The 24,748-nt window shown below is 70.9% G+C and carries 18 protein-coding genes and 1 riboswitch; of the genes, 7 read left to right on the top strand and 11 right to left on the bottom strand.

The features are described from left to right. Positions 1-440, bottom strand: a 440-nt coding sequence (locus ABD378_RS17570) for a cell division protein PerM (RefSeq protein WP_344521868.1), incomplete at its 3' end; no start/stop codon positions are given. A gap of 158 nt (positions 441-598) precedes the next feature. Here ABD378_RS17570 and ABD378_RS17575 point away from each other — a divergent pair. Next, complete coding sequence (locus ABD378_RS17575) at positions 599-1,879, top strand: helix-turn-helix domain-containing protein (protein WP_344521869.1); 1,281 nt, start codon at positions 599-601, stop codon at positions 1,877-1,879. A 111-nt stretch (positions 1,880-1,990) separates the two neighbouring features. Here the strand turns inward: ABD378_RS17575 and sucD are convergent, their stop codons facing one another. The 7 genes from sucD to ABD378_RS17610 form a co-directional block, all read right to left on the bottom strand. Then, on the bottom strand, positions 1,991-2,875 hold the full coding sequence (gene sucD, locus ABD378_RS17580) for a succinate--CoA ligase subunit alpha (RefSeq protein ID WP_344521870.1): 885 nt from the start codon (positions 2,873-2,875) through the stop codon (positions 1,991-1,993). 19 nt (positions 2,876-2,894) lie between these two features. Continuing rightward, positions 2,895-4,073, bottom strand: coding sequence for an ADP-forming succinate--CoA ligase subunit beta (gene sucC / locus ABD378_RS17585; RefSeq protein ID WP_344521871.1), 1,179 nt, complete (start codon positions 4,071-4,073; stop codon positions 2,895-2,897). 350 nt (positions 4,074-4,423) lie between these two features. Continuing rightward, the gene (locus ABD378_RS17590; protein ID WP_344521872.1) at positions 4,424-5,494 is read right to left on the bottom strand and encodes a hypothetical protein; all 1,071 of its coding nucleotides are present in this window, start codon (positions 5,492-5,494) and stop codon (positions 4,424-4,426) included. 112 nt (positions 5,495-5,606) lie between these two features. Continuing rightward, the gene (locus ABD378_RS17595; protein WP_344521873.1) at positions 5,607-6,509 is read right to left on the bottom strand and encodes a hypothetical protein; all 903 of its coding nucleotides are present in this window, start codon (positions 6,507-6,509) and stop codon (positions 5,607-5,609) included. Positions 6,510-6,614: 105 nt separating this feature from the next. Further along, positions 6,615-7,757: a vWA domain-containing protein gene (locus tag ABD378_RS17600; RefSeq protein ID WP_344521895.1), complete on the bottom strand. Its 1,143-nt coding sequence runs from the start codon at positions 7,755-7,757 to the stop codon at positions 6,615-6,617. Between the two features lie 131 nt (positions 7,758-7,888). Then, positions 7,889-10,387 (bottom strand): DUF5682 family protein, encoded by a 2,499-nt coding sequence (locus ABD378_RS17605; protein WP_344521874.1) that lies wholly within the window; start codon positions 10,385-10,387, stop codon positions 7,889-7,891. Positions 10,388-10,496: 109 nt separating this feature from the next. Further along, positions 10,497-11,663: an ATP-binding protein gene (locus tag ABD378_RS17610; protein WP_344521875.1), complete on the bottom strand. Its 1,167-nt coding sequence runs from the start codon at positions 11,661-11,663 to the stop codon at positions 10,497-10,499. Between the two features lie 155 nt (positions 11,664-11,818). Between ABD378_RS17610 and ABD378_RS17615 the strand changes: the two genes are divergently transcribed. Continuing rightward, positions 11,819-13,204 (top strand): SWIM zinc finger family protein, encoded by a 1,386-nt coding sequence (locus tag ABD378_RS17615; RefSeq protein WP_344521876.1) that lies wholly within the window; start codon positions 11,819-11,821, stop codon positions 13,202-13,204. A gap of 238 nt (positions 13,205-13,442) precedes the next feature. Next, positions 13,443-15,143, top strand: a complete 1,701-nt coding sequence (locus ABD378_RS17620; RefSeq protein ID WP_344521877.1) for a DUF5691 domain-containing protein — start codon at positions 13,443-13,445, stop codon at positions 15,141-15,143. A gap of 86 nt (positions 15,144-15,229) precedes the next feature. Here ABD378_RS17620 and icmB read toward each other — a convergent pair whose 3' ends face one another. Beyond that, positions 15,230-15,646: a coenzyme B12-dependent isobutyryl CoA mutase small subunit gene (gene icmB, locus ABD378_RS17625; RefSeq protein WP_160506729.1), complete on the bottom strand. Its 417-nt coding sequence runs from the start codon at positions 15,644-15,646 to the stop codon at positions 15,230-15,232. 407 nt (positions 15,647-16,053) lie between these two features. On the opposite strand from icmB, the gene ABD378_RS17630 reads away from it, so the two are divergent. Continuing rightward, positions 16,054-16,908 carry a lipase family alpha/beta hydrolase gene (locus ABD378_RS17630; RefSeq protein WP_344521878.1) on the top strand — a complete coding sequence of 285 codons (855 nt, stop codon included), beginning with the start codon at positions 16,054-16,056 and terminating at the stop codon, positions 16,906-16,908. A 206-nt stretch (positions 16,909-17,114) separates the two neighbouring features. Beyond that, entirely contained in the window at positions 17,115-18,752 is a 1,638-nt protein-coding gene (locus tag ABD378_RS17635) for a peptidoglycan DD-metalloendopeptidase family protein (protein ID WP_344521879.1), read from the top strand. A gap of 21 nt (positions 18,753-18,773) precedes the next feature. On the opposite strand, the gene pcrA is transcribed toward ABD378_RS17635, so the two are convergent. Next, complete coding sequence (pcrA, locus tag ABD378_RS17640) at positions 18,774-21,302, bottom strand: DNA helicase PcrA (RefSeq protein ID WP_344521880.1); 2,529 nt, start codon at positions 21,300-21,302, stop codon at positions 18,774-18,776. 242 nt (positions 21,303-21,544) lie between these two features. After that, a riboswitch (cyclic di-AMP (ydaO/yuaA leader) is annotated at positions 21,545-21,701 on the top strand. An 8-nt stretch (positions 21,702-21,709) separates the two neighbouring features. On the opposite strand from pcrA, the gene ABD378_RS17645 reads away from it, so the two are divergent. Then, complete coding sequence (locus ABD378_RS17645) at positions 21,710-22,909, top strand: C40 family peptidase (RefSeq protein ID WP_344521881.1); 1,200 nt, start codon at positions 21,710-21,712, stop codon at positions 22,907-22,909. Positions 22,910-22,989: 80 nt separating this feature from the next. On the opposite strand, the gene ABD378_RS17650 is transcribed toward ABD378_RS17645, so the two are convergent. Next, positions 22,990-23,343, bottom strand: coding sequence for a hypothetical protein (locus tag ABD378_RS17650; protein ID WP_344521882.1), 354 nt, complete (start codon positions 23,341-23,343; stop codon positions 22,990-22,992). A 319-nt stretch (positions 23,344-23,662) separates the two neighbouring features. Here ABD378_RS17650 and ABD378_RS17655 point away from each other — a divergent pair, with 319 nt between their 5' ends. Then, on the top strand, positions 23,663-24,715 hold the full coding sequence (locus tag ABD378_RS17655; RefSeq protein ID WP_344521883.1) for a C40 family peptidase: 1,053 nt from the start codon (positions 23,663-23,665) through the stop codon (positions 24,713-24,715). The last annotated feature ends 33 nt before the right edge of the window (positions 24,716-24,748 follow it).

Consider the following 24,748-nt stretch of genomic DNA (forward strand, 5'->3'; position numbering starts at 1 on the left):
GTCGCGGCGGCGCCGACCAGCAGATAGCCGCCGACCACCCCGCACCACGCGGCCCGCGGCGCCATCCCCCGCTCCTCGGGATCCGCCGCGTCCCGCGCCGCCCGGTGCGCGAGCCAGCCCGGGAGCACCATCAGGAGCAGGGGCGTGACGCCGACCGGCGCCGGCGCCCCCGAGAGCGTGTCCGTCCTGATCAGCTCGGTGCCGTGGGCGATCAGCCACACCGCGGCCGCGACGTGCAGGGCCCCGTCCGGCCCGCTGTCCGGATAGGGCGAGATGATCCAGAGGACCATCACAAGGACGGCACATGAGCCGAGCCCCAGCCCGGCCGCGACGGCCCCTCCGAACAGGCACGTCGCCAGCCCGGGTGAGCGGTCGCGCGCCCGCTCGATCAGCGGTTTGAGGGGCGGCAACGGAGAGCTGCGGTCGGTGATTTGAGTCACGTCGCCATGCTCCCAACGACACGCGCTTTCTCCCCGTAACAGGCGAATACCGGATGTGTCGCTCAAGATACGTTTATGTACTTTTTCGTACGACGGACCAGCCGCGCCCGGCGGCCCGCCGCACGAAGGCCCACGGCCCACGGCGCGGAGAGTCCGACATGACCCAGAGCCCTGCCACCCCGTTGCCGTCCCCGAAGGAACGCCGGCGCCTGCGCGAGGCGAGGTCCCTGAGCCAGGCCGAAGTCGCCGCGAAGGTGGGCGTCACCCGGGAGACGGTCCGCGCCTGGGAGTCGGGCCGCTCGACGCCACGCGGCCGCAGGCGTGAGGTCTACGCGAAGCTGCTGGCCGAGATCGCGAACGAGCGGGCCGTCGCGGGCAAGCGCTCCGTACGGCGCCCCAGCTGGGCCAAGGACCTGGCGCCGCCCGTCGGCACCAAGCTCGACACGAAGCTCGACGCCAAGGACGAGAAGTCCCCCGCACGCATCCCGGTGGGCGCGGCGATGAACGGTCACACCCGGCCCGAGCCGGTGACGCCGACGACGGCCGTCGCCCAAGCCGCTCGGGGTCCCGAGCAGGGTCCCGAGCCAGATCCCGGGCAGGGTCCCGAGCCGGAGCCCGAGCCGTCAAGGCCCACCACGGTGGCAACCCCCGCCGAAGCCTTCGACACGCTCTGCGCGACCTGCGCCCCCGGCCTCGTACGCCAGACCTATCTCCTCACCGGCCGCCGCACCCTCGCCCAGGAATCCGTGGAGCGCGCCTTCCAGCTCGCCTGGCAGCGCTGGCCCGAGGTCGCCGTCGACCGCGACCCGGCGGGCTGGGTGCGCGCGGCGGCGTACGAGTACGCGATGTCCCCCTGGCACCGCCTCCGCCCCGCCCACCGGCAGCCGGACGCCCCGCCCGCCGAAGCGGCGGACCGCGCCTTCCTCGACGTACTGATGAGCCTGCCGCCCGCGCAGCGCCGCACCCTCCTGCTCTACGACGGCGTCGGGCTCGACCTGCCCGAGACCGCGGCCGAGACGGAGGCGAGCACGCCCGCGGCGGCCGGCCGTCTCCTACGCGCGCGCGAGGCGATCGCCGAGAAGCTCCCCGGCCAGGCGGCGACGCCCGACGCGCTGCACCAGCGCCTCGGCGAACTGTGCCGCGCGGAGAAGCTGCGGCCCCCGAACGCGCGCCGGGTACGCACGGGAAGCGAGCACCGCGCCCGCTTCTGGACCCGCGCGGCGATCGCCTTCACGGCGTTGATCGTCGGCGCCACGGCCCTGACGCTGCGCACGGCCCCCACGCACTACGAACCGCCCCAGTCCCCGGGCAAGGCCATCAACGGAGTCCCGCCACGGATGGGTCCTGGCCCGTTGACGTACGCGGACCAGAGCCTCCACAAGAAGCTGCGCGAGGACTTGTCGAGCGGCCCGGAAAGACTGACGCCGCAGGCCCGCTAAGGGCGCGGGGAACTGCGCGACCAGCCACATACGCCCCGCAGACAGAGAAAGGTGGGCCCGCACCTCACGTGAGTGAGATGCGGGCCCACCTTCAACAGCTCAGGTCAAGCTTCAGCCCGCGAGAATGGCTCGCGCCAGCTTGGCGGTCTCGGTCGGCGTCTTGCCGACCTTGACGCCCGCGGCCTCAAGGGCCTCCTTCTTGGCGGCAGCCGTGCCGGAGGAGCCGGAGACGATGGCGCCGGCGTGGCCCATGGTCTTGCCCTCGGGCGCGGTGAAGCCGGCGACGTAGCCGACGACCGGCTTCGTCACGTTCTTCGCGATGAAGTCCGCCGCACGCTCCTCGGCGTCGCCGCCGATCTCGCCGATCATGACGATCAGGTCGGTGTCGGGGTCGGCCTCGAACGCGGCGAGCGCGTCGATGTGCGTCGTGCCGATGACCGGGTCGCCACCGATGCCGACGGCCGAGGAGAAGCCGATGTCACGGAGCTCGTACATCATCTGGTACGTCAGCGTGCCGGACTTCGAGACCAGGCCGATGCGGCCCGGCTTCGTGATGTCGCCCGGGATGATGCCGGCGTTCGACTGACCCGGGGTGATGAGACCGGGGCAGTTCGGGCCGATGATGCGGGTCTTGTTGCCCTTCGACTTCGCGTACGCCCAGAAGGCGGCGGAGTCGTGGACGGCGATGCCCTCGGTGATGACGACCGCGAGGGGGATCTCGGCGTCGATCGCCTCGACGACGGCGGCCTTGGAGAAGGCCGGCGGCACGAAGAGGACGGAGACGTCGGCGCCCGTCTTCTCCATCGCCTCGGCGACGGAGCCGAAGACCGGTACCTCGGTGCCGTCGAAGTCGACGGACGTGCCGGCCTTGCGCGGGTTCACGCCGCCGACGATGTTCGTGCCGTCGCCCAGCATGAGCTTGGTGTGCTTCATGCCCGTGGCACCGGTCATGCCCTGGACGATGACCTTGCTGTCCTTGGTCAGGAAGATAGCCATGGTGTTCTGACCTGGTCCCTTACTTCGCAGCCGCGAGCTCGGCGGCCTTGTCGGCCGCGCCGTCCATGGTGTCCACGCGCTGCACGAGCGGGTGGTTCGCGTCCGACAGGATCTTGCGACCCAGCTCCGCGTTGTTGCCGTCGAGACGGACGACCAGCGGCTTGGTGACTTCCTCGCCCTTGGACTTGAGGAGCTCAAGCGCCTGGACGATGCCGTTGGCGACCTCGTCGCACGCGGTGATGCCACCGAAGACGTTGACGAAGACGGACTTGACGTCCGGGTCGCCGAGGATGATCTCCAGGCCGTTCGCCATGACCTCGGCCGAAGCGCCGCCGCCGATGTCGAGGAAGTTGGCCGGCTTGACGTTGTTGTGCGCCTCACCGGCGTACGCGACGACGTCGAGGGTGCTCATGACGAGACCCGCGCCGTTGCCGATGATGCCGACCTCGCCGTCGAGCTTCACGTAGTTGAGGTTCTTGGCCTTGGCAGCAGCCTCGAGCGGGTTGGCTGCGTCCTTGTCCTCGAGCGCCGCGTGGTCGGCCTGGCGGAAGTCGGCGTTCTCGTCGAGCGAGACCTTGCCGTCCAGGGCCAGGATGCGGCCGTCCTTGGTCTTCACCAGCGGGTTGACCTCGACGAGGAGCGCGTCCTCGGCGACGAAGGTGTCCCACAGGGTCACCATGGCCTCGGCGACACCCTCGGCCACCTCGGCCGGGAACTTCGCCTGGGCCACGATCTCGCGGGCCTTGTCGATGTTCACGCCTTCGACGGCGTTGACCGGGACCTTCGCGAGGGCCTCGGGAGTCTTCTCCGCGACCTCCTCGATGTCCATGCCGCCCTGCACCGAGGCCATGGCCAGGAAGGTGCGGTTGGTGCGGTCGAGGAGGTACGAGACGTAGTACTCCGCCTCGATCTCCGGGGACAGCTCGGCGATCATCACCTTGTGGACCGTGTGGCCCTTGATGTCCATCCCGAGGATGTCCGTCGCGCGAGCGACGGCTTCGTCCGCGGTGTCGGCCAGCTTCACGCCGCCGGCCTTGCCGCGGCCACCGACCTTCACCTGTGCCTTGACGACCGACTTGCCGCCCAGCTTCTCGGTGGCCTCGCGCGCCGCCTCAGGCGTGTCGATGACTTCACCGGCCAGCACCGGTACACCGTGCTTGGCGAAGAGGTCCCTCGCCTGGTACTCGAACAGGTCCACGCGCGTCCGTCCCTTTTCCGTGATCTCGCTGCGATCTCGCTGCTTTGTGGTCAGCTGTCTGCGTGGGCGTGCCGCGGAGGGCAACGTGACTGCGCTGTCACAAGGGAGGCGTAGGACGGAGTCCGGTACGCGGCATGTCCGTCTCGCAGGTTATCGCCGTGGGCCGTAGGTCCCTAAATCGCAGATCACATTTGGGCGGTGATGACTGTCACAGATCGCGGGCCTTAGCGGATCCGAACGCGGGACGGGCGGCCCCTGTGGTGACAGGGACCGCCCGTTTGCTCCTGTTACGGCTGGTAGCTGCTACGGCTGGGACAGCTCGCGCCGCCGCACGGCTGTCGCTTCCGCTGTCAGACGCTGTACGTCGCGTTGTGCGCCGCGTTGTGCGTGGCGTTGTACGCCTGCTCGTACGTCGGCAGGTAGCTCGGAGCGATCGAGTCCGCCACGCCCTGGACGCCGGTGAGGGCGTTCCCCGCGAGGGACTGCGCGTCGGGCGAGACGGTGCCCGTCAGGTCCTGCGCGAACGGCGAGACCTGGCCGGTGACGCCACCGGCGAACGGCTGCACATCGCCCGTCACGCCGTACGCCAGCTGGTCCGCGCTCCCGCCGACGCCCTGCACGACGGGCTGCACCTGGTCGGTGACGGTCTGCACGAACGGCGACACCGAGCCGACGACGCCGTCCGCGAAGGGCTGCACATCGCCCGCGACACCCTGCGCGAACGGCGGGACCTCGCCGACGACCCCACCGGCGAACGGCGTCACATCGCCGGCCACGCCCTGCGCCAGGTAGGTGGCGTCATTGGCCGCCTGCCCGGCGACCGGCACGACGCCGTCGACGGCGGTCGCGGCGACGGGCGGCAGTACGGCCGTGGCCGTCTCGTCGACGATCGGGGTGGCGGTCTGCGTCGCGGTCTGCGTCGCGTTCGCCGGGGCGCCCTCGATGTCCGGGGCGAAGGCGGAGAGGGGGCCGAAGAGGTAGTCGACGGAGTCTTCGGGGGTGCTGACGTCCGGGGTCGTGACGTTCGGGGTCGTGACGTTCGGGGTCGTGACGTTCGGGGTCGTGACGTTCGGGGCGTCGAACGCGGGGGTGCCGACCGCGGGGGCCTTGGGGGCGTCGACCTGGGGGAGCTCGACCTTGGGGGCTCCGGCCTTGGCTGTGGCCTTCGCTTCCGCCTTCGCTTCCGTGACGGTGGACTTCGCCGTGCCTCGGACGTCGGCGACGGTGGACTTCGCCTTGCCCTGGACGTCGGCGACGTCGGGGACGTCACCCGTGACGTCGGCGACCGCGTCGGACGCGTTGTCCGGCAGGGCGACGGAGTGCTGGGGCAGTTCGTCCGCGCTGGCCACGGCGGAACCGAGCGCCCACGCGCCCGTGACACCGGCGGCTATGACGATGGAACGACGGATGTTCTTGTTCATGCGTGCTTCAGATCCTTCGAACTCTGGCTGTGAATCCGACCCGGATACGTCCGGTCGGCGGGCAGACCTTTGCCACCCCCGCGCGGCAGGTCTTCGCGGGGAAAGGGCTGCCCTAGCCAGGGAATTCGAGAATGTCCCGGTGTCGTTCGCGGACCGGCGCGGGGACCTGACCGGCCCCGGCACCCTGCAGAAGCCGCACCGGCGCACGGCTGTCGAGCGAGGCGGCACATGGATCGCCGTGCCGCGTCGAACTCCCGTCACCGGCCGACTGACCGCCCAGGGTCCGCGCCGGATCACCGGGCGCGGGCGGGAACGGCTCGTGTCCGGTGCGGTCCGCGTCGTCCGAGGCGTCATCGCCGAACAGGGCGGCGCCGCGCGTCTGCTGACCGCCCGGGTACGTGGGGCTGGTGCCGGTGCCGTACGAGGACCCGGCCCGCGCCCCTGGCTTCTTCCGCGCCTCATGCGCCCGAGCGCCCGCCTCGCCCCGGCCGTCGTCGGGCTTGGCGGCGCTCTCCGGAGTGGAGGGCTCGGCGCCGTCGTCCGTGTCGTCGCCCGCGCCGGGACCAGGGCCAGGCAGGTCGGACATGCCGGGGGCGCCGGGGCTGGGGATGCTGGGGATGCCGGAAGGGTCTGGCGCCTCGGGCAACACCCGCCGCGGCGCACCCTCGAGAACTCCGGTGGTCCCGTCCACGACCGGCCGCACGGCACCCCGCGCGGTCCGGACCGCGGGCTCGGCGGCGTCGGCCACCGGCTCGACCGAGGCGTCACGCACCGCCTCGCGCCCGTCCCGCGCGGTCTCACGCACGGGTTCGGCCACCCGCTCACGCACAGGTTCAGTCACCCGTGCACGCTCCGGAGCCGGTGCTCCGTCCACCGCCGCCGCCCGCTCTCCACAGAGGAAACCCAGCGCGAGCAACCCGGCCAGCAGCAGCACCACTTGCAGCGCACGCCGCCCGGCCACCGCGCGCACCAGGCGCACAGCGGTATCAGGCAGAACGACTGCTGCGGGAGTCAAGACGAGGAGATTCCTCTGCTGGGCGGGGCGAGACACGGAGCGTAACTCCGGGAGTGAAGCCCGCCGATCCTCGCACGGGCCGCCCACTCTTCCGCAAGTCCCCTGTTACCGATGCGTGCTCATGTCCGGTATGGGAAGAGGCCGCTTCTCGATCGCCGCCGCCATCACCTCCGGGAAGAGATCCGGGGTACACGCGAAGGCCGGTGCGCCGAGCGCCGAGAGCGCCGCCGCGTGCTCCCGGTCGTACGCGGGTGTCCCCTCGTCGGAGAGCGCGAGCAGCGTCACGAACTGCACCCCGGACGCCTTCATCGCCGCGACCCGCTTCAGCATCTCGTTGCGTATGCCCCCTTCGTACAGGTCGCTGATGAGGACGACGATGGTGTCCGCGGGCCGGGTGATCTGCGACTGGCAGTACGCGAGCGCCCGGTTGATGTCGGTCCCGCCGCCCAACTGCGTGCCGAACAGCACGTCCACCGGGTCGTCGAGCTGATCGGTGAGGTCGACGACATTCGTGTCGAACACGACGAGCCGCGTGTTGAGCGACCGCATCGAACCGAGCACGGCTCCGAACACCGAGGCGTAGACGACGGACGCGGCCATCGAGCCCGACTGGTCGATGCAGAGGATGACCTCCTTCTTCACGGACTGAGACGCCCGCCCGTACCCGATGAGCCGCTCGGGCACGATCGTCTTGTACTCCGGCAGGTAGTTCTTGAGGTTGACCGCGATCGTGCGGTTCCAGTCGATGTCGTGGTGGCGCGGCCTGCTGACGCGGGCGCTGCGGTCGAGCGCGCCGGTGAGGGTGGCACGGGTGCGCGTGGCGAGCCGTTTCTCCAGGTCCTCGACGACCTTCCGCACGACGGCCCGCGCGGTCTCCTTGGTGGTCTCAGGCATGGCCTTGTTGAGGGAGAGAAGGGTCCCCACCAGATGCACGTCGGCCTCGACGGCCTCGAGCATCTCGGGCTCCAGGAGCAGCGTGGACAGGCCGAGCCGCTCGATGGCGTCGCGCTGCATGACCTGGACGACGGACGAGGGGAAGTACGTCCGGATGTCCCCGAGCCAGCGCGACACGGACGGCGCGGACGCCCCGAGCCCCGCCGAACGGTCCCGCCCCCGGTCCTTCTTCCCTCCATCCCCTCCCCCGTACAGCGCGCCGAGCGCCCCGTCCATCGCCGCGTCACGCCCGGCGAGCTCGCACCCCGTTCCGTCCGCCCCACCCCCACCGAGCACAAGCCGCCACCGCCGCATCCGCTCCCCTACGGGGTCCTCCCCTCGGCCACGCGCCACGGCCGACGAAACATCCCGATCCGCACCTACAGCCACGCCCTGAGCTCCGTCCGCCGCCGCATCCCCTGCCCCGCCCTGAGCCACATCCCGTGTCATCGCCCCACCCCCACAAACTCGTCACGGTCACCGTCACCGGCACCGTCACCGGCACCGGCACCGGCACCGGCACCGGCACCGGCGAAGGACAGTGCCCCGGCCCCGGGGTCGGCCTCGGGCCCGGCCCCGACCCCACCCCCGAGCAACAGACTCAGCACCGGCAGAACGGCATCCGCGCGCTCGCCGTCAAGTTCCGCCCCGAAGCCAGGTATCCCCCCGGTGACGGCCGCGCCGCCGCCGGACCCCGACGGACCCCGCCGCACCAGTTCGCCCAGAGTCCGCCGCACCCCCGGTTCGTACGCCGAGAAGGTGCGCCGCAGCAGTGGCAGCACGTCGGTGAAGGCGCGGTCAGTTACCCCGCTCAACCAGTCGTCGACGAGTCCGAGCAGCCGCTCGTCGTGCACGAGCAACATGCCGCCACCTGACCCACCGCCCACGAAGCCCTCGATCCAGGCGGCGGCTTCAGCGGGCTCGGTCCCCCGGGACAGGGCGAGCCCCATGAACCGAGCGGCCTCCCCATCGGCCAGTTCCCCGCCGTCCATCAGGATCCGCACGCACCGCCCCCGCACCACCCCGGCAACGCTGTCCCGCTCCCCCAACACCCTCAACACGGAGTACCACCGCCCCCGCACACCCGCGCCGACCGCGGTCGCACTCGGACGAGGCACCCCCTCGCCCTCAGGACCAGAGCCCAACTCCCCCAGCAGGCCCACCGCTTGGTGAACTGCGTCCACATGTCCCCGCATCTCGAGCGCAGCGTCCTGGTCCAGCCCCGCACACGCAGGGGGCAGCCCGACGAACACCCGCTCCGCGAGCCCCAGAGCCACTTCACCGAGCGCGGCCGTGTCCGTGCCCCGCACATCCCCGTACCGGAGCGAACGCACCAACGCGGGCAACGCCTGCGCCAGATGCCCGACGTCCGCGTCCAGCGCCGCCCGGTCCGCCAGGACCCGCATCACCACCGGCAACGCGTCCGGCAACTCGGCCAGCAGACACCGCTCGGCCAGCGCGGTGACATCGGCCAGGGCGCCGGCCCCGACGGCATCGGACTCCGCCCGAGTCGTGGCCGCCGCGACCACGGTCGTCCCCCACACCCCCGCCTCCGCCACCCGCACGGAGAGCTCCGGCTCCCACCGCAGCCGCCAGGTCTCCCGGAACGTACCCGTACTCCCCCGCGACGCGGCGGGCTCGCCCCAGCCGATTCCGAGCAGCCGGAGCCGATGCAGCAGCCTGCTGCGCGCGGCGTCCGTCTCCTTGCGCAGGTCGAGCTCCAACTCCCGTTCGAGGGCCTCCGGTTTGAGCCGGAGCTTCCGCTGGAGCCGCGTGAGATCGCGCTGCAACGGCACCGCGGGCGCCGAGTCCGGCACCTCCCCGAGGACGTCCCCGACGACGAGCTTGTCGTGCACCAGGGACAGCGGCACGTCGGAGCCCTCGCACATCACCGCCCGGATCGCGTCCGTGGTCTCGGTGAGCCCCGGCAGCGGACGCCCCCGCATCGCGGCGAGCGTGTCCGCGAGCCGTACCGCCTCGATGACATGTGCGGACGACACGAGCCTGTCCTCGTCCCGAAAGAGCCGCGCGACCTTGGTCAGCCAGCGCTCGACGGGGCGGTCCGGCGCGCTGAACAGATGGCCGTACCAGCCGGGCGAGTCGATCCCCGCGCCGTATCCACTGGCCCGGGAGAGGCGGCGGTGCGTCCAGGGCACCCAGGTCATGTCGACCTTCACCTTGGGCAGCCCTTTGAGCAGCGCCCGGTCCGCCGCCACGGTCACCTTCTGCCGCAGCGCAGGCACATGCCAGGCCCCGCACACGACCGCAACGCCGGCTGCCCCGAACTCGCGTTGCGCCGCCCGCACTTGCGTCCGCATGTACGCCTCGCGCACCAGGTCACGGTCGTGCCCACCGGTCCCGAACTCCTCGCGCAGCGCCCCCATGGCCTCGCCCAGCGCGTCGAACGGCGCGAACACGTCCGCTCCCGCACCTCGGTGCTCGACGACGTCCTCCCACCACCGCTCGGGATCGTCGTATCCGGCGGTCTCGGCGAGCACCGCAAGAGGATCGATCCGTACCGCGTCCGCGTCCCCCGAAGACGCGGGGTCGCCCGGCTCCCCCTTCGGGGCGTCCTCCGTCTCCTCCGTCCGCGCCAACGAATGCGCCGCCGGAAGGTCCATGAACCTGACCGGAACCCCGGCCCCCGCGGCCCACTTGATCGCTACCCACTCCGGCGAGAACTCGGCCAGTGGCCAGAACGCCGACCGGCCCGGTTCGTCCACCACGTGCGCGAGCAGCGCGACCGGCGGCCGCATGCCCTCGTCCGCCGCGAGCGCCACCAGCGCGTCGGCCTCCGGCGGCCCCTCGATCAGCACCACGCGCGGCGCGCCCTCCTCGAGTGCGGCCCGCACCGCACGCGCCGACCCCGGCCCGTGATGCCGCACCCCGAGCAGCAACGGCCCCCCGCCCGTGCGCGCCTCGCCCTCACGCACCTCATCGCTCATGTCCGCCCCCTCTCCGTCTCACGCGAACCAGCCACCGTCACACCCGCACCCGCACCCACACGCACACGCACACGCACACCGATATCCGCACTCGCGCGGCCCGCGTCCGTCACACACTCACCTCACGGCACGCGCGGTAGAAGTCCTTCCATCCGTCACGCTCACGGACCACCGCCTCCAAGTACTCCTGCCAGATCACCCGGTCCGCCGCCGGGTCACGGACGACCGCGCCGAGGATGCCCGCGGCGACATCGCCCGGCCGCAGCACCCCGTCCCCGAAGTGGGCGGCCAGAGCCAGGCCGTTGGTCACGACGGAGATCGCCTCGGCCGTCGAGAGCGTGCCGCTCGGCGACTTCACCTTCGTCCGCCCGTCGGCCGTCACCCCGTCCCTCAGCTCGCGGAAGACGGTGACGACACGGCGTATCTCGTCGATCCCCTCGGGCCCGGTCGGCAGATCGAGCGAGCGCCCGATCTGATCGACACGGCGCGAGACGATGTCGACCTCGGCGTCCGCGCTCTCCGGCAGCGGAAGGACCACGGTGTTGAAGCGGCGGCGCAGCGCGCTCGACAGGTCGTTGACCCCGCGGTCGCGGTTGTTGGCCGTGGCGATGAGGTTGAAGCCTCGTACGGCCTGCACCTCCTGGCCCAACTCCGGTATGGGAAGGGTCTTTTCCGACAGGATCGTGATCAGCGTGTCCTGCACGTCGGCGGGGATGCGGGTCAGCTCCTCGACCCGCGCCGTCATGCCGTCGGACATGGCCCGCATGACGGGGCTCGGCACGAGCGCGTCGCGGCTGGGGCCGTGCGCGAGCAACTGTGCGTAGTTCCAGCCGTATCGGATCGCCTCCTCCGGCGTCCCCGCCGTGCCCTGCACCAGCAGCGTCGAGTCCCCGCTGACAGCGGCCGCCAGATGCTCGGACACCCAGGTCTTCGCGGTACCGGGCACGCCGAGCAGAAGCAGCGCGCGGTCAGTGGCGAGGGTGGTGACGGCGACCTCGACGATGCGGCGCGGCCCCACGTACTTCGGCGAGATCACCGTCCCGTCGGGCAGCGTGCCACCGAGCAGATACGTCGCGACCGCCCACGGCGAGAGCCGCCAGCGGACAGGCCGCGGCCGGTCGTCCTGCGCGGCGAGCGCTGCCAGTTCGGCGGCGAAATCGTGCTCGGCGTGCGGCCGCAGCACCTCCGCCTCACCCGCGGGCGCGGCTGCGGACGCGGATACGGACGCGGTCTGGTTCCCGGTCGTCGAGGTCGTCGAGTCGATGGACACGGTCATGGAGCGATCCCCCTCCAACTCGTCCGGACGCATCTGGCCCGGATGTGATTCCAACCGTGCACCACGCCACTGACAATCACCCCTCGCACCGCTCTGACCTGCACAGACATTGCGTGCGGGATCGATTGTCAGTGGTGGGATCTACCTTCGATGACATGACTCAGCAGGGGGTGCGCTGGACGGCGGATCAGGTCCTTGCCTTGGCACCTGACGCCCCGTCACGCAAGGCGGGAAGCAAACTCGGCGTCGCCGGCCCATGGTCGGAGGCGGGCAGTTCGGGCGAGGGGACGGTGTGGGGACTGTGCAAGGGAAGTGGCAGCAAGCCGTATCAGACGATCGTCGACATCGCGGACATCACCGGCGGGGCAGGCCCGGCGTACAAGTGCAGTTGTCCGAGCCGCAAGTTCCCGTGCAAGCACGCGCTCGGGCTGCTGCTGCTCTGGACAGCGGGTGGCGAGGCGCCATTTGGCTCGGTGCCGGACGCGCGGCCGCCGGTCTGGGCGGAGGAGTGGCTGGCGGGGCGCCGCAAGAGAGCGGAGACGAAGCGGACTTCGGACACGGCGCCGGCCACACCGCCCGCTGACCCCGAGGCCGCGCGCCGCAGGGCGGAGCGGCGGGCCGAGCGGGTCACGGCGGGCGTGACGGAGCTGGAGCAACGCCTCTCCGATCTGCTGCGCGGCGGCATAGCCTCCGCCGAGCAGGCGGGGTACGGACTGTGGGAGGAGACTGCGGCCCGGATGGTCGACGCGCAGGCGCCCGGACTTGCCTCGCGTGTGCGGGAGTTGGGGTCCATACCCTCCTCCGGTCCCGGCTGGCCGGTGCGAATGCTGGAGGAGTGCGCGCTCCTCCACCTCCTCGACCAGGGCTGGCTGCACCGCGAGCAACTGCCGGAGGCCCTGGCGGCCACGGTCCGCTCCCGCACAGGCCTGCCCACGTCGGCGCAGGGCCCGCCGGTGCGGGACCGCTGGCTGGTGCTCGCGCAGTACGACACGGCGGACAGCAAGCTCACCACCCGCCGGATATGGCTGCACGGCGCGGAGTCCGGGCGCACGGCCCTGCTCCTGTCGTACGGAGCCGCGGGCCGCGCACCCGCGCTCGCGCTGCCGGTCGGCCTCGCGCTGGACGCCGAGCTGACCGCGTATCCGGGCGCCGGACAGCTCCGGGCCGACCTGGGCGAACAGTTCGGCGCTCCCGCGCCGGCGGCGACCCGGCCTCCGGGCGTCCGGACAGAACAGGCCGCGCGTCGCTACGGCGAGGTGCTGCGGGACGACCCTTGGCTGGATTCCTGGCCGGTGACGTTGAGCGAAGTGATACCGACCCCACATCCGGGCCCTGCCTCGGATGGCTGGCAACTGGCGGACGCGGGAGGCGAGATGGCCCTGCCCATCACCCCTTCGGCGACCTCCCGATCGGGCCTGTGGCGGCTGGTGGCACTCTCCGGAGGCGCTTCGGTGACGGTCTTCGGCGAGTGTGGTCACGAGGGCTTCACCCCTCTGACGGCCTGGCCGCGAGGAGGGGGAGAGGCGGTGGCGCTGTGCTGACCACCACGCCTCGGAAGAGCGCTGGGTCCGCGCAGCACACCACGGGGCCCGCCAGGCCCGCCGAGACAACGCAACACCGCAACGCCCACTGAAGGCGCCACAACGCCCACCTCAACGCGCACCGCGATGTTCTCCGACAGACCCAAGACGGCGGATCCAAGGCAGCCGATCCAGCCGAAAGACCTAGAGATCCGCCCGAGAGATCCGACGGAGAGATCCGCCCGCGAGAGGAGTCCACATGACCGGCACCACCGCACTCACCCAAGCGACCGTCACCCCCTGGGAAGACCTGGTAACCGCCGCGCTCCTCGGCACCGACCGCCGCACACCCCCCGTGCACGACCAGGAGAAGGACGCACCGACCGCCCTGCTGGACGCGGCCGCCGTGCAGACCGTCCGGCGCAGAGCCGGGCTGCGCCCCGCGCCCGCCGCGGCACCTCCCGAGCCCGCCGCGGACGATCCCAGGCCCCTGGTGCCGCCCACGGCACGGCGCAGGCTCGCCACGCTGCTCACCGACCACCCCGGCGCGGGCAGCGGCGGACGCCGAGGCGCGGTGCCCGACCTGATGGAGCTGCTCCCGCAGTGGCTCGCGTTGGCCAACGACCGCGGCTTCGCGGCGCCGCCCGAGCTGCTTCCTGCGCTCCTGAACGCGGCCCGCGGGCGCACGGACCTGCGGCCGCAGGCCCTAGCCTTCGCGGGCCCGAGGGCGCTGTGGCTCGCTCGGCTCAACCCGGACTGGAAGTTCGCGCTCCGCTCCACTCCGGGCGGTGGGGTGACCCTGCCCGCCCCGGAGGAGACAGCACAGGTCCAACAGCTGTGGGAGGAGGGTCTGTTCGCCGAACGGGTCGCCCTGCTCGGCGCGGTGCGGGCGCATGACCCGGCCGCCGCGCGGGACCTGCTCGCCACCACCTGGAGCACGGAGCGGGCGGAGGACCGCCTGATGTTCCTCGACTCCCTGCGCACCCAACTGTGCGACGCGGATGAGCCGTTCCTGGAGCAGGCCCTCACCGACCGCAGCCGCAACGTCCGTGCCACGGCGGCCGAGCTCCTCTCCGCGCTCCCCGCTTCCGCCCTCGCCGCGCGGATGGCGGACCGCGCCGCCTCCTGCGTGGCCATCGACCACGCGCAGGGCACGAAGACCACGCCGACGCTCACGGTCGAGGCACCGCACGAGTGCGACGCGGGCATGGAGCGCGACGGCGTCACCCCGAAGCCGCCCGCCGGACGGGGCGAACGCTCCTGGTGGCTCGGCCAGCTGGTGGACGCCGCCCCGCTCGGCACCTGGCCGCAGCGGCTCGGCGGCCGGACGCCCGCCGAGATCGTGGCGCTGCCCGTGGCCGACGACTGGCAGAGCGAACTGCACGCCGCATGGTGCCGCGCGGCCGTGCGGCAGCGTGACGCGCTCTGGTCCCGGGCACTGCTCGGGGCTCCCTCTTCCCCTGACGCGGCGGGCCCCGGCGCGGCATCACTCGCCGAGCGCGCGAAGCTCCTCGCCGCGCTGCCGGCCGGGGAGCGGGCCGACTGGGTCGCGGGGTTCATCGCGACGCACGGCCTCTCGGAGGCGTTCCAGCTGCTCGGCGTGTGCGCGCTGCCCTGGTCGGAACCGCTGGGGCGGGCAGTGGTGGACGCGCTGAACATCGCGCGGGACGCCGGGAGTTACCCCTGGAGCTTCAGCGGAGTGATGGGCCTGGCGGAGCGCTGCCTCGACCCGGCGGAGGCGGTCCGTCTCGACGTACTGACCGCGATCCCGGACGAGCCCGAGGACGCGTCCCCCGGCGCGGGCGGCTACTGGTCGGAGGCCTTCCAGCGCCTGGTCAGTACGTTGCGTCTACGCGCGGCGATGCGGGCGGAGCTGGGCGGGGATCCGGGCAGGGAGCTTGGCGCGGAGCCGGGGAACCCTGGCGCGGCGCGGGAAGACCCGGGGGTGCCGTCATCTTAGGCACCCTCTCAGGCACCCCCGGGTCAGCGCGAAGCGCCCTGCGGAAGGGAAGGACGGCGGACGCTCCCTCCACCACGAGGAGGCCGTCAGGCGCCCGCAGGCTGACGGACGTTCGCCCTGACCCAGTCCACGATCGATGCCGTCGTCGCCCCGGGCGTGAAGATCTCCGCGACACCCTTCTCCTTGAGCGGCGCGATGTCCGCCTCGGGGATGATGCCGCCGCCGAAGACCTTGATGTCCTCCGCGTCGCGCTCCTTGAGGAGCTCGATCACGCGCGCGAAGAGCGTGTTGTGGGCGCCGGAGAGGATGGACAGACCGATCGCGTCGGCGTCCTCCTGGATCGCGGTGTCCACCACCTGCTCGGGCGTCTGATGCAGGCCGGTGTAGATGACCTCCATACCCGCGTCACGCAGTGCCCTCGCGATCACCTTGGCTCCGCGATCATGACCGTCGAGACCCGGCTTCGCCACCACCACGCGGATCGGACCGGCTGCCACACCCATCACTGCCTCCATGTACCGATATCCATCTGTCCAAGCACTGGCACCCCGTGCCGCACCGGCCGGGGAAGTGAACGAACGTTATCTCCAGCATCTCGCACCCGGCAGTTTCACGGTGGAGAGCGAGGGGGAAATCACACGATGGGACACGTTCGCTGCGCGCCACTCCCGTATCCAGCGGCATACGGACCGCTTCCGGGACGGCGCAAGGGGAGCCGCAACGAGGTCGCCGTACCACCGCGCCGTCCGCCGCGCGCCGTGGTGATGCGGGACATCGGCGATCGCGCCGGTATGCGGGGCGCCACCGGCGCTGACCACGCATCGCCGCCGTACGACCTCGCTCACGCCTCCCCGCTACGGGCACACGGGGGACAGAGCCGTCCTCCCGCGTGCCGACCGGGAGGTCGACCATGACCATCACGAGGGTCCTGCCCTTTCGCCCGCCCTGCCTTCTGCTGCCCGCCAGACTGGCGGGACTGTCCATGGCTCTGCTGAAAGCGACCGCACTCGAGGTGGCGATCCTCGCCGGCCACCTCCTCCTCTACCCCTCGGGCATCGTCCAGGAACGCAGGGTCGCCGCCGAACTGCCGCGTCCCGACGCCCCACGGCTCCCCGCGGAGAGCCGGCCGCCGGTCGTCCTCCTGCACGGCTTCATCGACAACCGCTCGGTCTTCGTCCTCCTGCGCCGCTCCCTGGCCCAGCACGGCGGCCAGCACGTGGAGTCCCTCAACTACTCCCCCCTCACGTGCGACATCCGCACGGCCGCCGAGCTGCTCGGCCGCCACATAGAGGAGATCTGCGAGCGCACGGGCCACCACCAGGTGGACATCGTCGGGCACAGCCTCGGCGGCCTGATAGCCCGCTATTACGCGCAGCGCCTCGGCGGCGACGTACGCGTCCGCACGCTGGTCACCCTCGGTACCCCACACGAGGGAACGCGGGTCGTGCCGCTGGCCGACGCGCACCCGATCGTGCGCCAGATGCGTCCCGGCTCGGACGTGATCAAAGAGCTGCGCGAGCCGGCGCCCGGCTGCCGGACCCGGTTCGTGAGCTTCTGGAGCGACCTGGACCAGCTGATGGCCCCCCTCGAGACGGCCTGCGTCAATCATCCCGACCTGATCGCGCAGAACGTACGTGTCTCCGGAATCGGTCATCTCGCCCTGCCCGTGCACCCCGCGGTCGCCGCCGGAATCCGCCAGGCCCTCGATCTGCCCGCCCCGGGAACCTCTACGACCGGCGCCGAGAACGGACTGACCGTGGCCTGACGAGCGGCTCACGCACCCCTCGATGCGGGCAATTTGTCGAACGGAGCTCGAACGCAGGGCCAAAGCTGTGCCCGCAGTCCGCCGAAAGGCGGCCGAATGCCCGTTTCCTGAGAGCACGAAACCTGCCGAAGATTGTCGCGCCCGCATACCGCCGGGTACAGTCACCGCACTGCTCTGCCCCTGCTGCCGAGGCGAAAGAGAAGTTGGTGAACGACCGTCACCCGTCGGGGAGCTCGACACCCCCGGCCTCGGCACCCGCCGACTATGCGCCCTACGCGGCGTATGACCAGCAGAGCACCCAGCACGGCGCCTACACCGGGTACGACGGCTACTCCACGGGAAGCTTCGACACCACAGGCAGCTATGCGACGACCGGTCCCGACACCGGAAGCTTCGCGTCCGACCCGCTCTTCGGCGACATGCCCGGCAGTTCGTACGACACCGGCCAGTGGTCCACCACGGGGACGCAGCAGACGCTGAACTACGACCCGTACGCCGCACAGCACCAGGCCGCGTACGACACCAGTGGCTACGAGACCGGCAGTTACGACAGCACCATGTGGTCCACCGGCGGATACCAGCATCTCTCCGCCGAGATCCCGGCGCAGCCGGGCCCCGACGCCACTGCCCAGTGGGACGCGGGCGCCTGGAACCAACCGCAGCACCAACCGCAGCAGCAGCACCAGCCGCAGCAGACCGGCCAGTGGGAGACCCAGGCCTTCGACACCGGCGCGTACGACGCGACCGCGTGGAACTCCGGCGGCCAGGACATGACCTACGGGGCCACGGAGACGCTCGAGGCCTACGGCGCCCCCGAGACGCACGAGGCACACGGGACGCTCGGGACGTACGAGGCTCAGGACACGCCCGGAGCGCCCGACACGTACGAGGCACCCGAACCGTACGAGCATTCGCCTTACGACACCGGGTCCTACGCCCCCGAGCCTCACTCCCCCGAGGCCTACGCACAACCGGCCGCCGCCGAGCACGAGTTCACGCCCGACGAGGCTCCCGCCGATTCACTCGGTCCGGTCGAGCCGAGCCGCCGAGGCGCCGCCGGTGACGACGAGCCGCCGGTCATGGACCGTCCGCACGGCTCCCGCTCGCGGGCCCGCCGCCGCTCCCCCGCCAAGCGCTCCGCGCTCTTCACCGTCGCCGTGCCCTCCGCCTGTGTGATGGGTGTCGCGGGTATCGCCGCCGCCTCTGTGGGCGACTTCGGCGGCGGCGACGAGAAGGAGACGCAGGCGGCATCGGCCCCGGACCCCACGTCGGTGCAGCCCTCCGCCGCCAACAACAAGCTCGACACGCAGCTGGCGAACCTCTCCGCGGACGCCGGCGACTTCGCCGACCGCGCGAGCCGTACCCAGGAGCGCATCGACCTCAAGGCGGAGAAGGTCGCCGCCGAGAAGAAGGCCGCCGAGGAAGCCGCGCGCAAGGAGCGCCTGCGCCCCAAGTTCTCGCTTCCCGTGAAGCAGCACGGCCTGAGCGCGTACTACGGACAGGCGGGCATCAACTGGATGTCCGCGCACTCCGGAATCGACTTCCCGGTGTCGTACGGCACCGAGGTGCTCGCCGCCACCGACGGCACCGTCTCCACGAAGTGGAACAGCGCCTACGGCAACATGGCGATCGTGACCGCCAAGGACGGCACGGAGACGTGGTACTGCCACCTCTCCACGCACAAGGTCTCCAGCGGCCCCGTCAAGGCCGGCGACCCCATCGCCTTCTCCGGCAACTCCGGCAACTCCACCGGACCGCACCTCCACTTCGAGGTGCGCCCCGGCGGCGGCTCGGCGATCGACCCGCTGCCGTGGCTGCGCAGCCACGGCCTCGACCCGACGTAACTCCGGCCGCCGCCCCCGGCGTTACAGCTTCTCCACCGGCGCGTACCGCAGCAGGAGCCGCTTCGGCTTAGGCTCTCCGAAGTCCACCGTCGCCTCGGCGTTCGCACCCGTCCCCTTCACTCCGACCACGGTCCCGAGGCCGAACTGGTCGTGCGTGACCCGGTCGCCGATCGCCAGCGCGACCACCGGCTTCTCCGAGGCGCGGCGCGTGGCGAAGCCCTGCGCGCCCCCGCTGCGCGAGCGCGACGACGACAAGGAGGAGGCGATCCCGGCGGCGGGCCCGGAGGATGCCGGTGCGCCGACGGAACCCTTCCGCTTCCAGTCCAGATGGGTCTCCGGGATCTCCTCCAGGAAGCGCGACGGCGGGTTGTACGAAGGCTGTCCCCAGGCGCTGCGCATCGAGGACCGCGTCAGATAGAGCCGCTCCCGCGCGCGCGTGATGCCCACGTACGCGAGGCGGCGCTCCTCCTCAAGCTCCTTGACCTGGCCGAGGGAGCGCATGTGCGGGAAGACGCCGTCCTCCATGCCGGTCAGGAAGACGACAGGGAACTCGAGGCCCTTGGCGGTGTGCAGCGTCATCAGCGTGATGACTCCGGAGCCGTCGTCCTCGTCGGGGATCTGGTCCGAGTCGGCGACGAGCGCGACCCGCTCCAGGAACTCGGAGAGCGTGCCGGACACACCTGTGCCCGCGCCTCCGGCTGCGCCCTCTCCCTCTGAGTCCGTCAATCCCTCGGAGTCCGTCTCTCCCTCGGAGTCCGCCTCACCGCTGTCCTGCTCGAACTCCAGGGCCACGGCGGCGAGTTCCTGGAGGTTCTCGATGCGCGTCTCGTCCTGCGGGTCGGTCGATGCCTGCAACTCGGCCAGATACCCGGTCCGTTCGAGCACGGCCTCCAGGACGACGGCAGGTCCCGCGCCGGACTCGACGATGGTCCGCAGCTCCTCCATCAGCACGTTGAAACGCTTGACGGCGTTCGCCGAGCGAGCCGCCATTCCGTACGCCTCGTCAACGCGCTTCAGCGCCTGCGGGAAGGAGATCTTCTCGCGCTGCGAGAGCGCGTCGATCATCGCCTCCGCGCGGTCGCCGATGCCCCTCTTGGGTACGTTCAGAATGCGCCGCAGCGGTACGGAGTCCTCCGGGTTGGCGAGCACCCGCAGATACGCGAGGACATCCCGGACCTCCTTGCGCTCGTAGAAGCGGACGCCGCCGACGACCTTGTAGGGCAGGCCGACACGGATGAAGATCTCTTCGAAGACACGGGACTGCGCGTTCGTCCGGTAGAAGATCGCGACGTCGCCCGCCTTCGCGTCGCCCGCGTCGGTGAGGCGGTCGATCTCGTCGGCGACGAACTGCGCCTCGTCGTGCTCGGTGTCGGCGACATAGCCGGTGATGCCCGCGCCCGCGCCCGCGTTGGTCCACAGGTTCTTGGGGCGGCGGCTTTCGTTGCGCTCGATGACGGCGTTGGCCGCGGTCAGGATCGTCTGCGTGGAGCGGTAGTTCTGCTCCAGGAGGATCGTCGTCGCGTCGGGGTAGTCCTCCTCGAACTGGAGGATGTTGCGGATCGTGGCGCCTCGGAAGGCGTAGATCGACTGGTCCGCGTCACCCACGACGCAGAGCTCGGCGGGGTCGTCCCCCTCGCCCCCTGCGGGGCCCACCAGCTCGCGCACCAGGGCGTACTGGGCGTGGTTGGTGTCCTGGTACTCATCGACCATCACGTGGCGGAAGCGGCGGCGGTAGTGCGCGGCGACGTCCGGGAACGCGCGGAACATGTTGACCGTCGTCATGATCAGGTCGTCGAAGTCGAGGGCGTTCGCCTCGCGCAGGCGCGACTGGTACATCGCGTACGCCTGGGCGAGGGTCCGCTCGAAGCCGTCGGCGGCCTGGCCCGCGAAGGTCTCCTCGTCGATCAGTTCGTTCTTCAGGTTCGAGATCTTGGCGCTGAAGGACTTCGGCGGGAACTTCTTCGGGTCGATGTCCAGGTCGCGGCAGACCAGCGCCATCAGCCGCTTGGAGTCGGCGGCGTCGTAGATCGAGAAGGAGGAGGTGAAGCCGATCGTCTTCGACTCGCGGCGCAGTATCCGCACGCACGCGCTGTGGAACGTCGACACCCACATCGCGTTGGCCCGCGGCCCGACGAGCTGCTCGACGCGCTCCTTCATCTCGCCCGCGGCCTTGTTCGTGAACGTGATCGCCAGGATCTGCCCCGGGTGCACGTGCCGCTCGGCCAGGAGATACGCGATGCGGTGCGTCAGGACGCGGGTCTTGCCGGAGCCGGCGCCCGCGACGATGAGCAGCGGGGAGTCCGCGTGCACGACGGCCGCGCGCTGGTTCTCGTTCAGTCCGTCGAGCAGGGCCGCCGGGTCGATCACGGGGCGCGGGGCGCCGCCGCGGTAGTGCGCGTCCCGGGGTGCGGGCGCGTCGAACTTCCCGTCGAACAGATCATCCGGAATGGGCTCCGGAGCACTGTCCTCGGGCGGCGGCGGGTGCTCTTCCTCCGAAGCCCGCGAGGGCTTGAGGTCCGCCAGGAAGCTGTCATCAAAGAGGCTGCTCATCGCCTCCCGAGTCTAGGCGGCCCCACTGACAACCCGCCCCGGGTTCCGGACACATCCATCTGTCTACGCCCCGCCCACGCCCGGTCACTCTCCGCCACGACACGGCGTGCCCGCGTCAAGAGCTTCGTAAAGTAACGAAAACGTATCGGGCATATCGAACATCAACCTTCACACGGGCCACACGAGTTGGCTAGCGTGCTCCGCGGGCCGCTCGTACTCCCACCGGCGAACCCGCCGGGAACGGGTGGCCTCCGCCGAGTTCGATCTCCTCGGAGCCGGGGACCCACGATGAACTTGGGGTGAATCGGTCCCGTACGAAGTACGGGACTGTAGGGCAACCTTCCGGAACCATCCGCCCGAACCCGACAGCTAACCCGGTAGGCGGTCTACGGAAGGAGTCGCCTCCCTTGGCGTCGCACCGCAAGCCGCGGACCCGCATTGCCGGCCTACGCGCCACTCCAGCCCTCGGCCTCACGACGGCAGCCCTCACCTCTGTGGCCCTCCTGTCGCAGAGCGCGCAGGCGGCACCGTCCGCGCCGCAGAAGCCCAGCCTCGAAGAGGTCCAGAAGAAGGTCGACGATCTCTACCACCAGGCGGGCGTGGCCACACAGAAGTACAACTCGGCCAAGGAGCGCACCGACAAGCAGCGCAAGAAGGTCGACACTCTCCTCGACGACGTGGCCCAGCGCACGGACAAGCTGAACGAGGCCCGCCAGGAGCTGGGCACGTTCGCCGCGGCGCAGTACCGCACCGGCGGCGTCTCCGAGACCGCCACGATGATGCTCGCCGACGACCCGCAGAGCTTCTTCGACCAGAACCACCTTTCGGACCGGCTGACCGCGCGCCAGAAGAAGGCGGTCGACGACTACCAGACGCAGCAGGCCTCGGCGACGAAGCAGCGTACGAAGGCCACCAAGAGCCTGGAGACGCTGAGCGACTCGCGGGACGAGCTCAAGACGAGCAAGCAGACCGTCCAGAAGAAGCTGGGCCAGGCGCGCACGATGCTCTCGGAGCTGACGGCCGAGGAAAAGGCGCGGCTCGCGGCGATCGAGAAGAAGAAGGAAGAAGAGGCCAAGCGCAAGGCCGCCGAGCTGGCCCGCAAGCAGGAGGCCGAGGCGGAGGCCAAGCGCAAGGCGGCGGAAGAGGCCGCGGCCAAGGAGCGCGAGAAGGAGCAGAACGACGGAGGCACGGAGACCCCGGACACGGGCTCCGGCTCCGGCACGGGCTCCGGCTCCGGCGACACGGACAGCGGCTACGCGACCAAGGCCGCGAAGGTCATCAACTTCGCGGAGGCGCAGATCGGCAAGCCGTACGTGTGGGGCGCCACCGGCCCCGACTCCTACGACTGCTCCGGGCTCACCCAGGACGCGTGGAAGGCCGCGGGGATCTCCCTGCCGCGTACGACGTGGGACCAGGTGAAGGTCGGCACGACCGTGAAGACCGCCGACGCCAAGCCGGGTGACCTGGTCTTCTTCTACGACGACATCAGCCACGTAGGGATCTACATCGGCGACGGCAAGATGATCCACGCCCCGAAGCCGGGCGCGAACGTCCGCGTCGAGTCGATCTACTACATGCCGATCCACAGCGTGGTGCGGCCCGCTTAACCGTCACACGAGAAAGCGTCACACGAGAAAACGGCCCTCCACGCGCGCGTGGAGGGCCGTTTTCTCGTGTGACGGTTACGTCAGGTCCACAGCACCGCGATGAAGATGTTGGCGACGGTCAGCAGACCGACGGCTCCGAACATCCCCTTGTCCACCTTCTCCTCGTCCCGCTTCACATAGACCAGCGCGAGGATCACGATCAGGACGGCCATCTTGATGCCGATCTTGACGTTGTTGACCGGGTTGTCGTCCGCCTGGTTGAGACCCACCAGGATCACGCCCGTGACAAGCATCGTCAGCGCGCCGTGCAGCATCGCGGGGTTGAAACGGGCCGTGCCCTGGCCCATCTGCTTCATCTGAGTCAGGAAGCCGCCCAGGAGGGAGGCGATACCGATGATGTGCAGGCCGACGAAGAGGTGGGTGAGAACGTCCATGAGTCCGGAGCCTAGCCGGGGCCATATCACCGCTCCGTAGCCAGGTGGGCCACAAGCGCCGCATCGGTCACATGCCTACGCCAAGGGCTCCTGGCCCGGCAGATCACGCGGTCACATACGGTCACCGACGGCACACTTCCGTCAGTTGCGCACAATCCGTCACCAACCCGTGACGGCCAGGTTTAGCGTCCTTCGTCAGGTGACCGGCTCCCCACCGCCGCCCGGACCAGGGGCGGCAGTCGGACACCACCGCCGAGAATCCGGCGGCGGTCCGCTCCCCCTGTGCGGGCCGCCGCCGGAACCTTAAGGAGCCCTCTTCGTGGCAGCGCACCGCAAGCCCAGACAGCGCTCGCTCAGCGGCCATACGGCCCGTACCGCCGCCACCATCGCCCTCGCCGGGGCCGCCACTGCCACCGCCTTCGACGGGACAGGACACGCGGATCCGCGGCTCAGTCCGGCCGAGGTGAAGTCCAAGGTCGACGCGCTCTACCGCGAGGCGGAGATCGCCACCGAGAAGTACAACGGCGCCAAGGAGAAGGCCGAGAGCGCCGAGAAGTCCCTGGGCGAACTGCGCGACGAGGCGGCCCGCAAGACGGAGAAGCTCAACTCGGCGCGCGAGGGCCTCGGTTCGATCGCCACCGCGCAGTACCGCAGCGGCGGCATCGACCCGGCCGTCCAGCTCGCGCTCTCCTCCGACCCCGACCAGTACCTCGAGCGCGCCGCGCTCGCCGACCGGGCGGACAGCCGTCAGGCCGCCACCGTCACCGGCGTGCAGAAGCAGCTCCAGGAGATCGACCAGCTGCGCACCGAGGCCGACGACACCCTCACGCACCTCAAGTCCCGCCAGGCGGAGCTGAAGAAGCACAAGAAGACGGTCAACGGAAAGCTCGACGCGGCCAAGCGGCTGCTGTCCCAGCTCACCGGTGACCAGCGCGCGGATCTCACGGGCGACGGCGCGCAGGACAGGGCGTCCCGCGCCGCCGGCCGCGACGCCTCCCGGAACGTCCCGGCCGAGGCCCCCAACACCCGTGCCTCAGCAGCCGTCTCATACGCCTACAAGGCGCTCGGCAGCCCGTACGTATGGGGCGCCACCGGCCCCAACGCCTTCGACTGCTCGGGCCTCACCCAGGCCGCCTACCGCTCGGCGGGCGTCGACCTGCCGCGCACGACGTACGCGCAGATCGACACGGGCGAACGGGTCCCGCGCTCCCAACTCCAGCCCGGAGACCTGGTCTTCTTCTACCAGGGCATCAGCCATGTCGGCCTCTACGTGGGCAACGGCCAGATGATCCACGCCCCGAATCCGAGCGCGCCCGTACGCCTCGCGCCGATCAGCCAGATGCCGTTCGCGGGGGCCGCGCGGGTGGCGTGAGGGGCTTCGTGGCGCCACAGGTACTGTCAGGGC

This window comes from Streptomyces rectiviolaceus (genome assembly GCF_039533825.1).
In the GTDB taxonomy this organism is placed as follows: domain Bacteria; phylum Actinomycetota; class Actinomycetes; order Streptomycetales; family Streptomycetaceae; genus Streptomyces; species Streptomyces rectiviolaceus.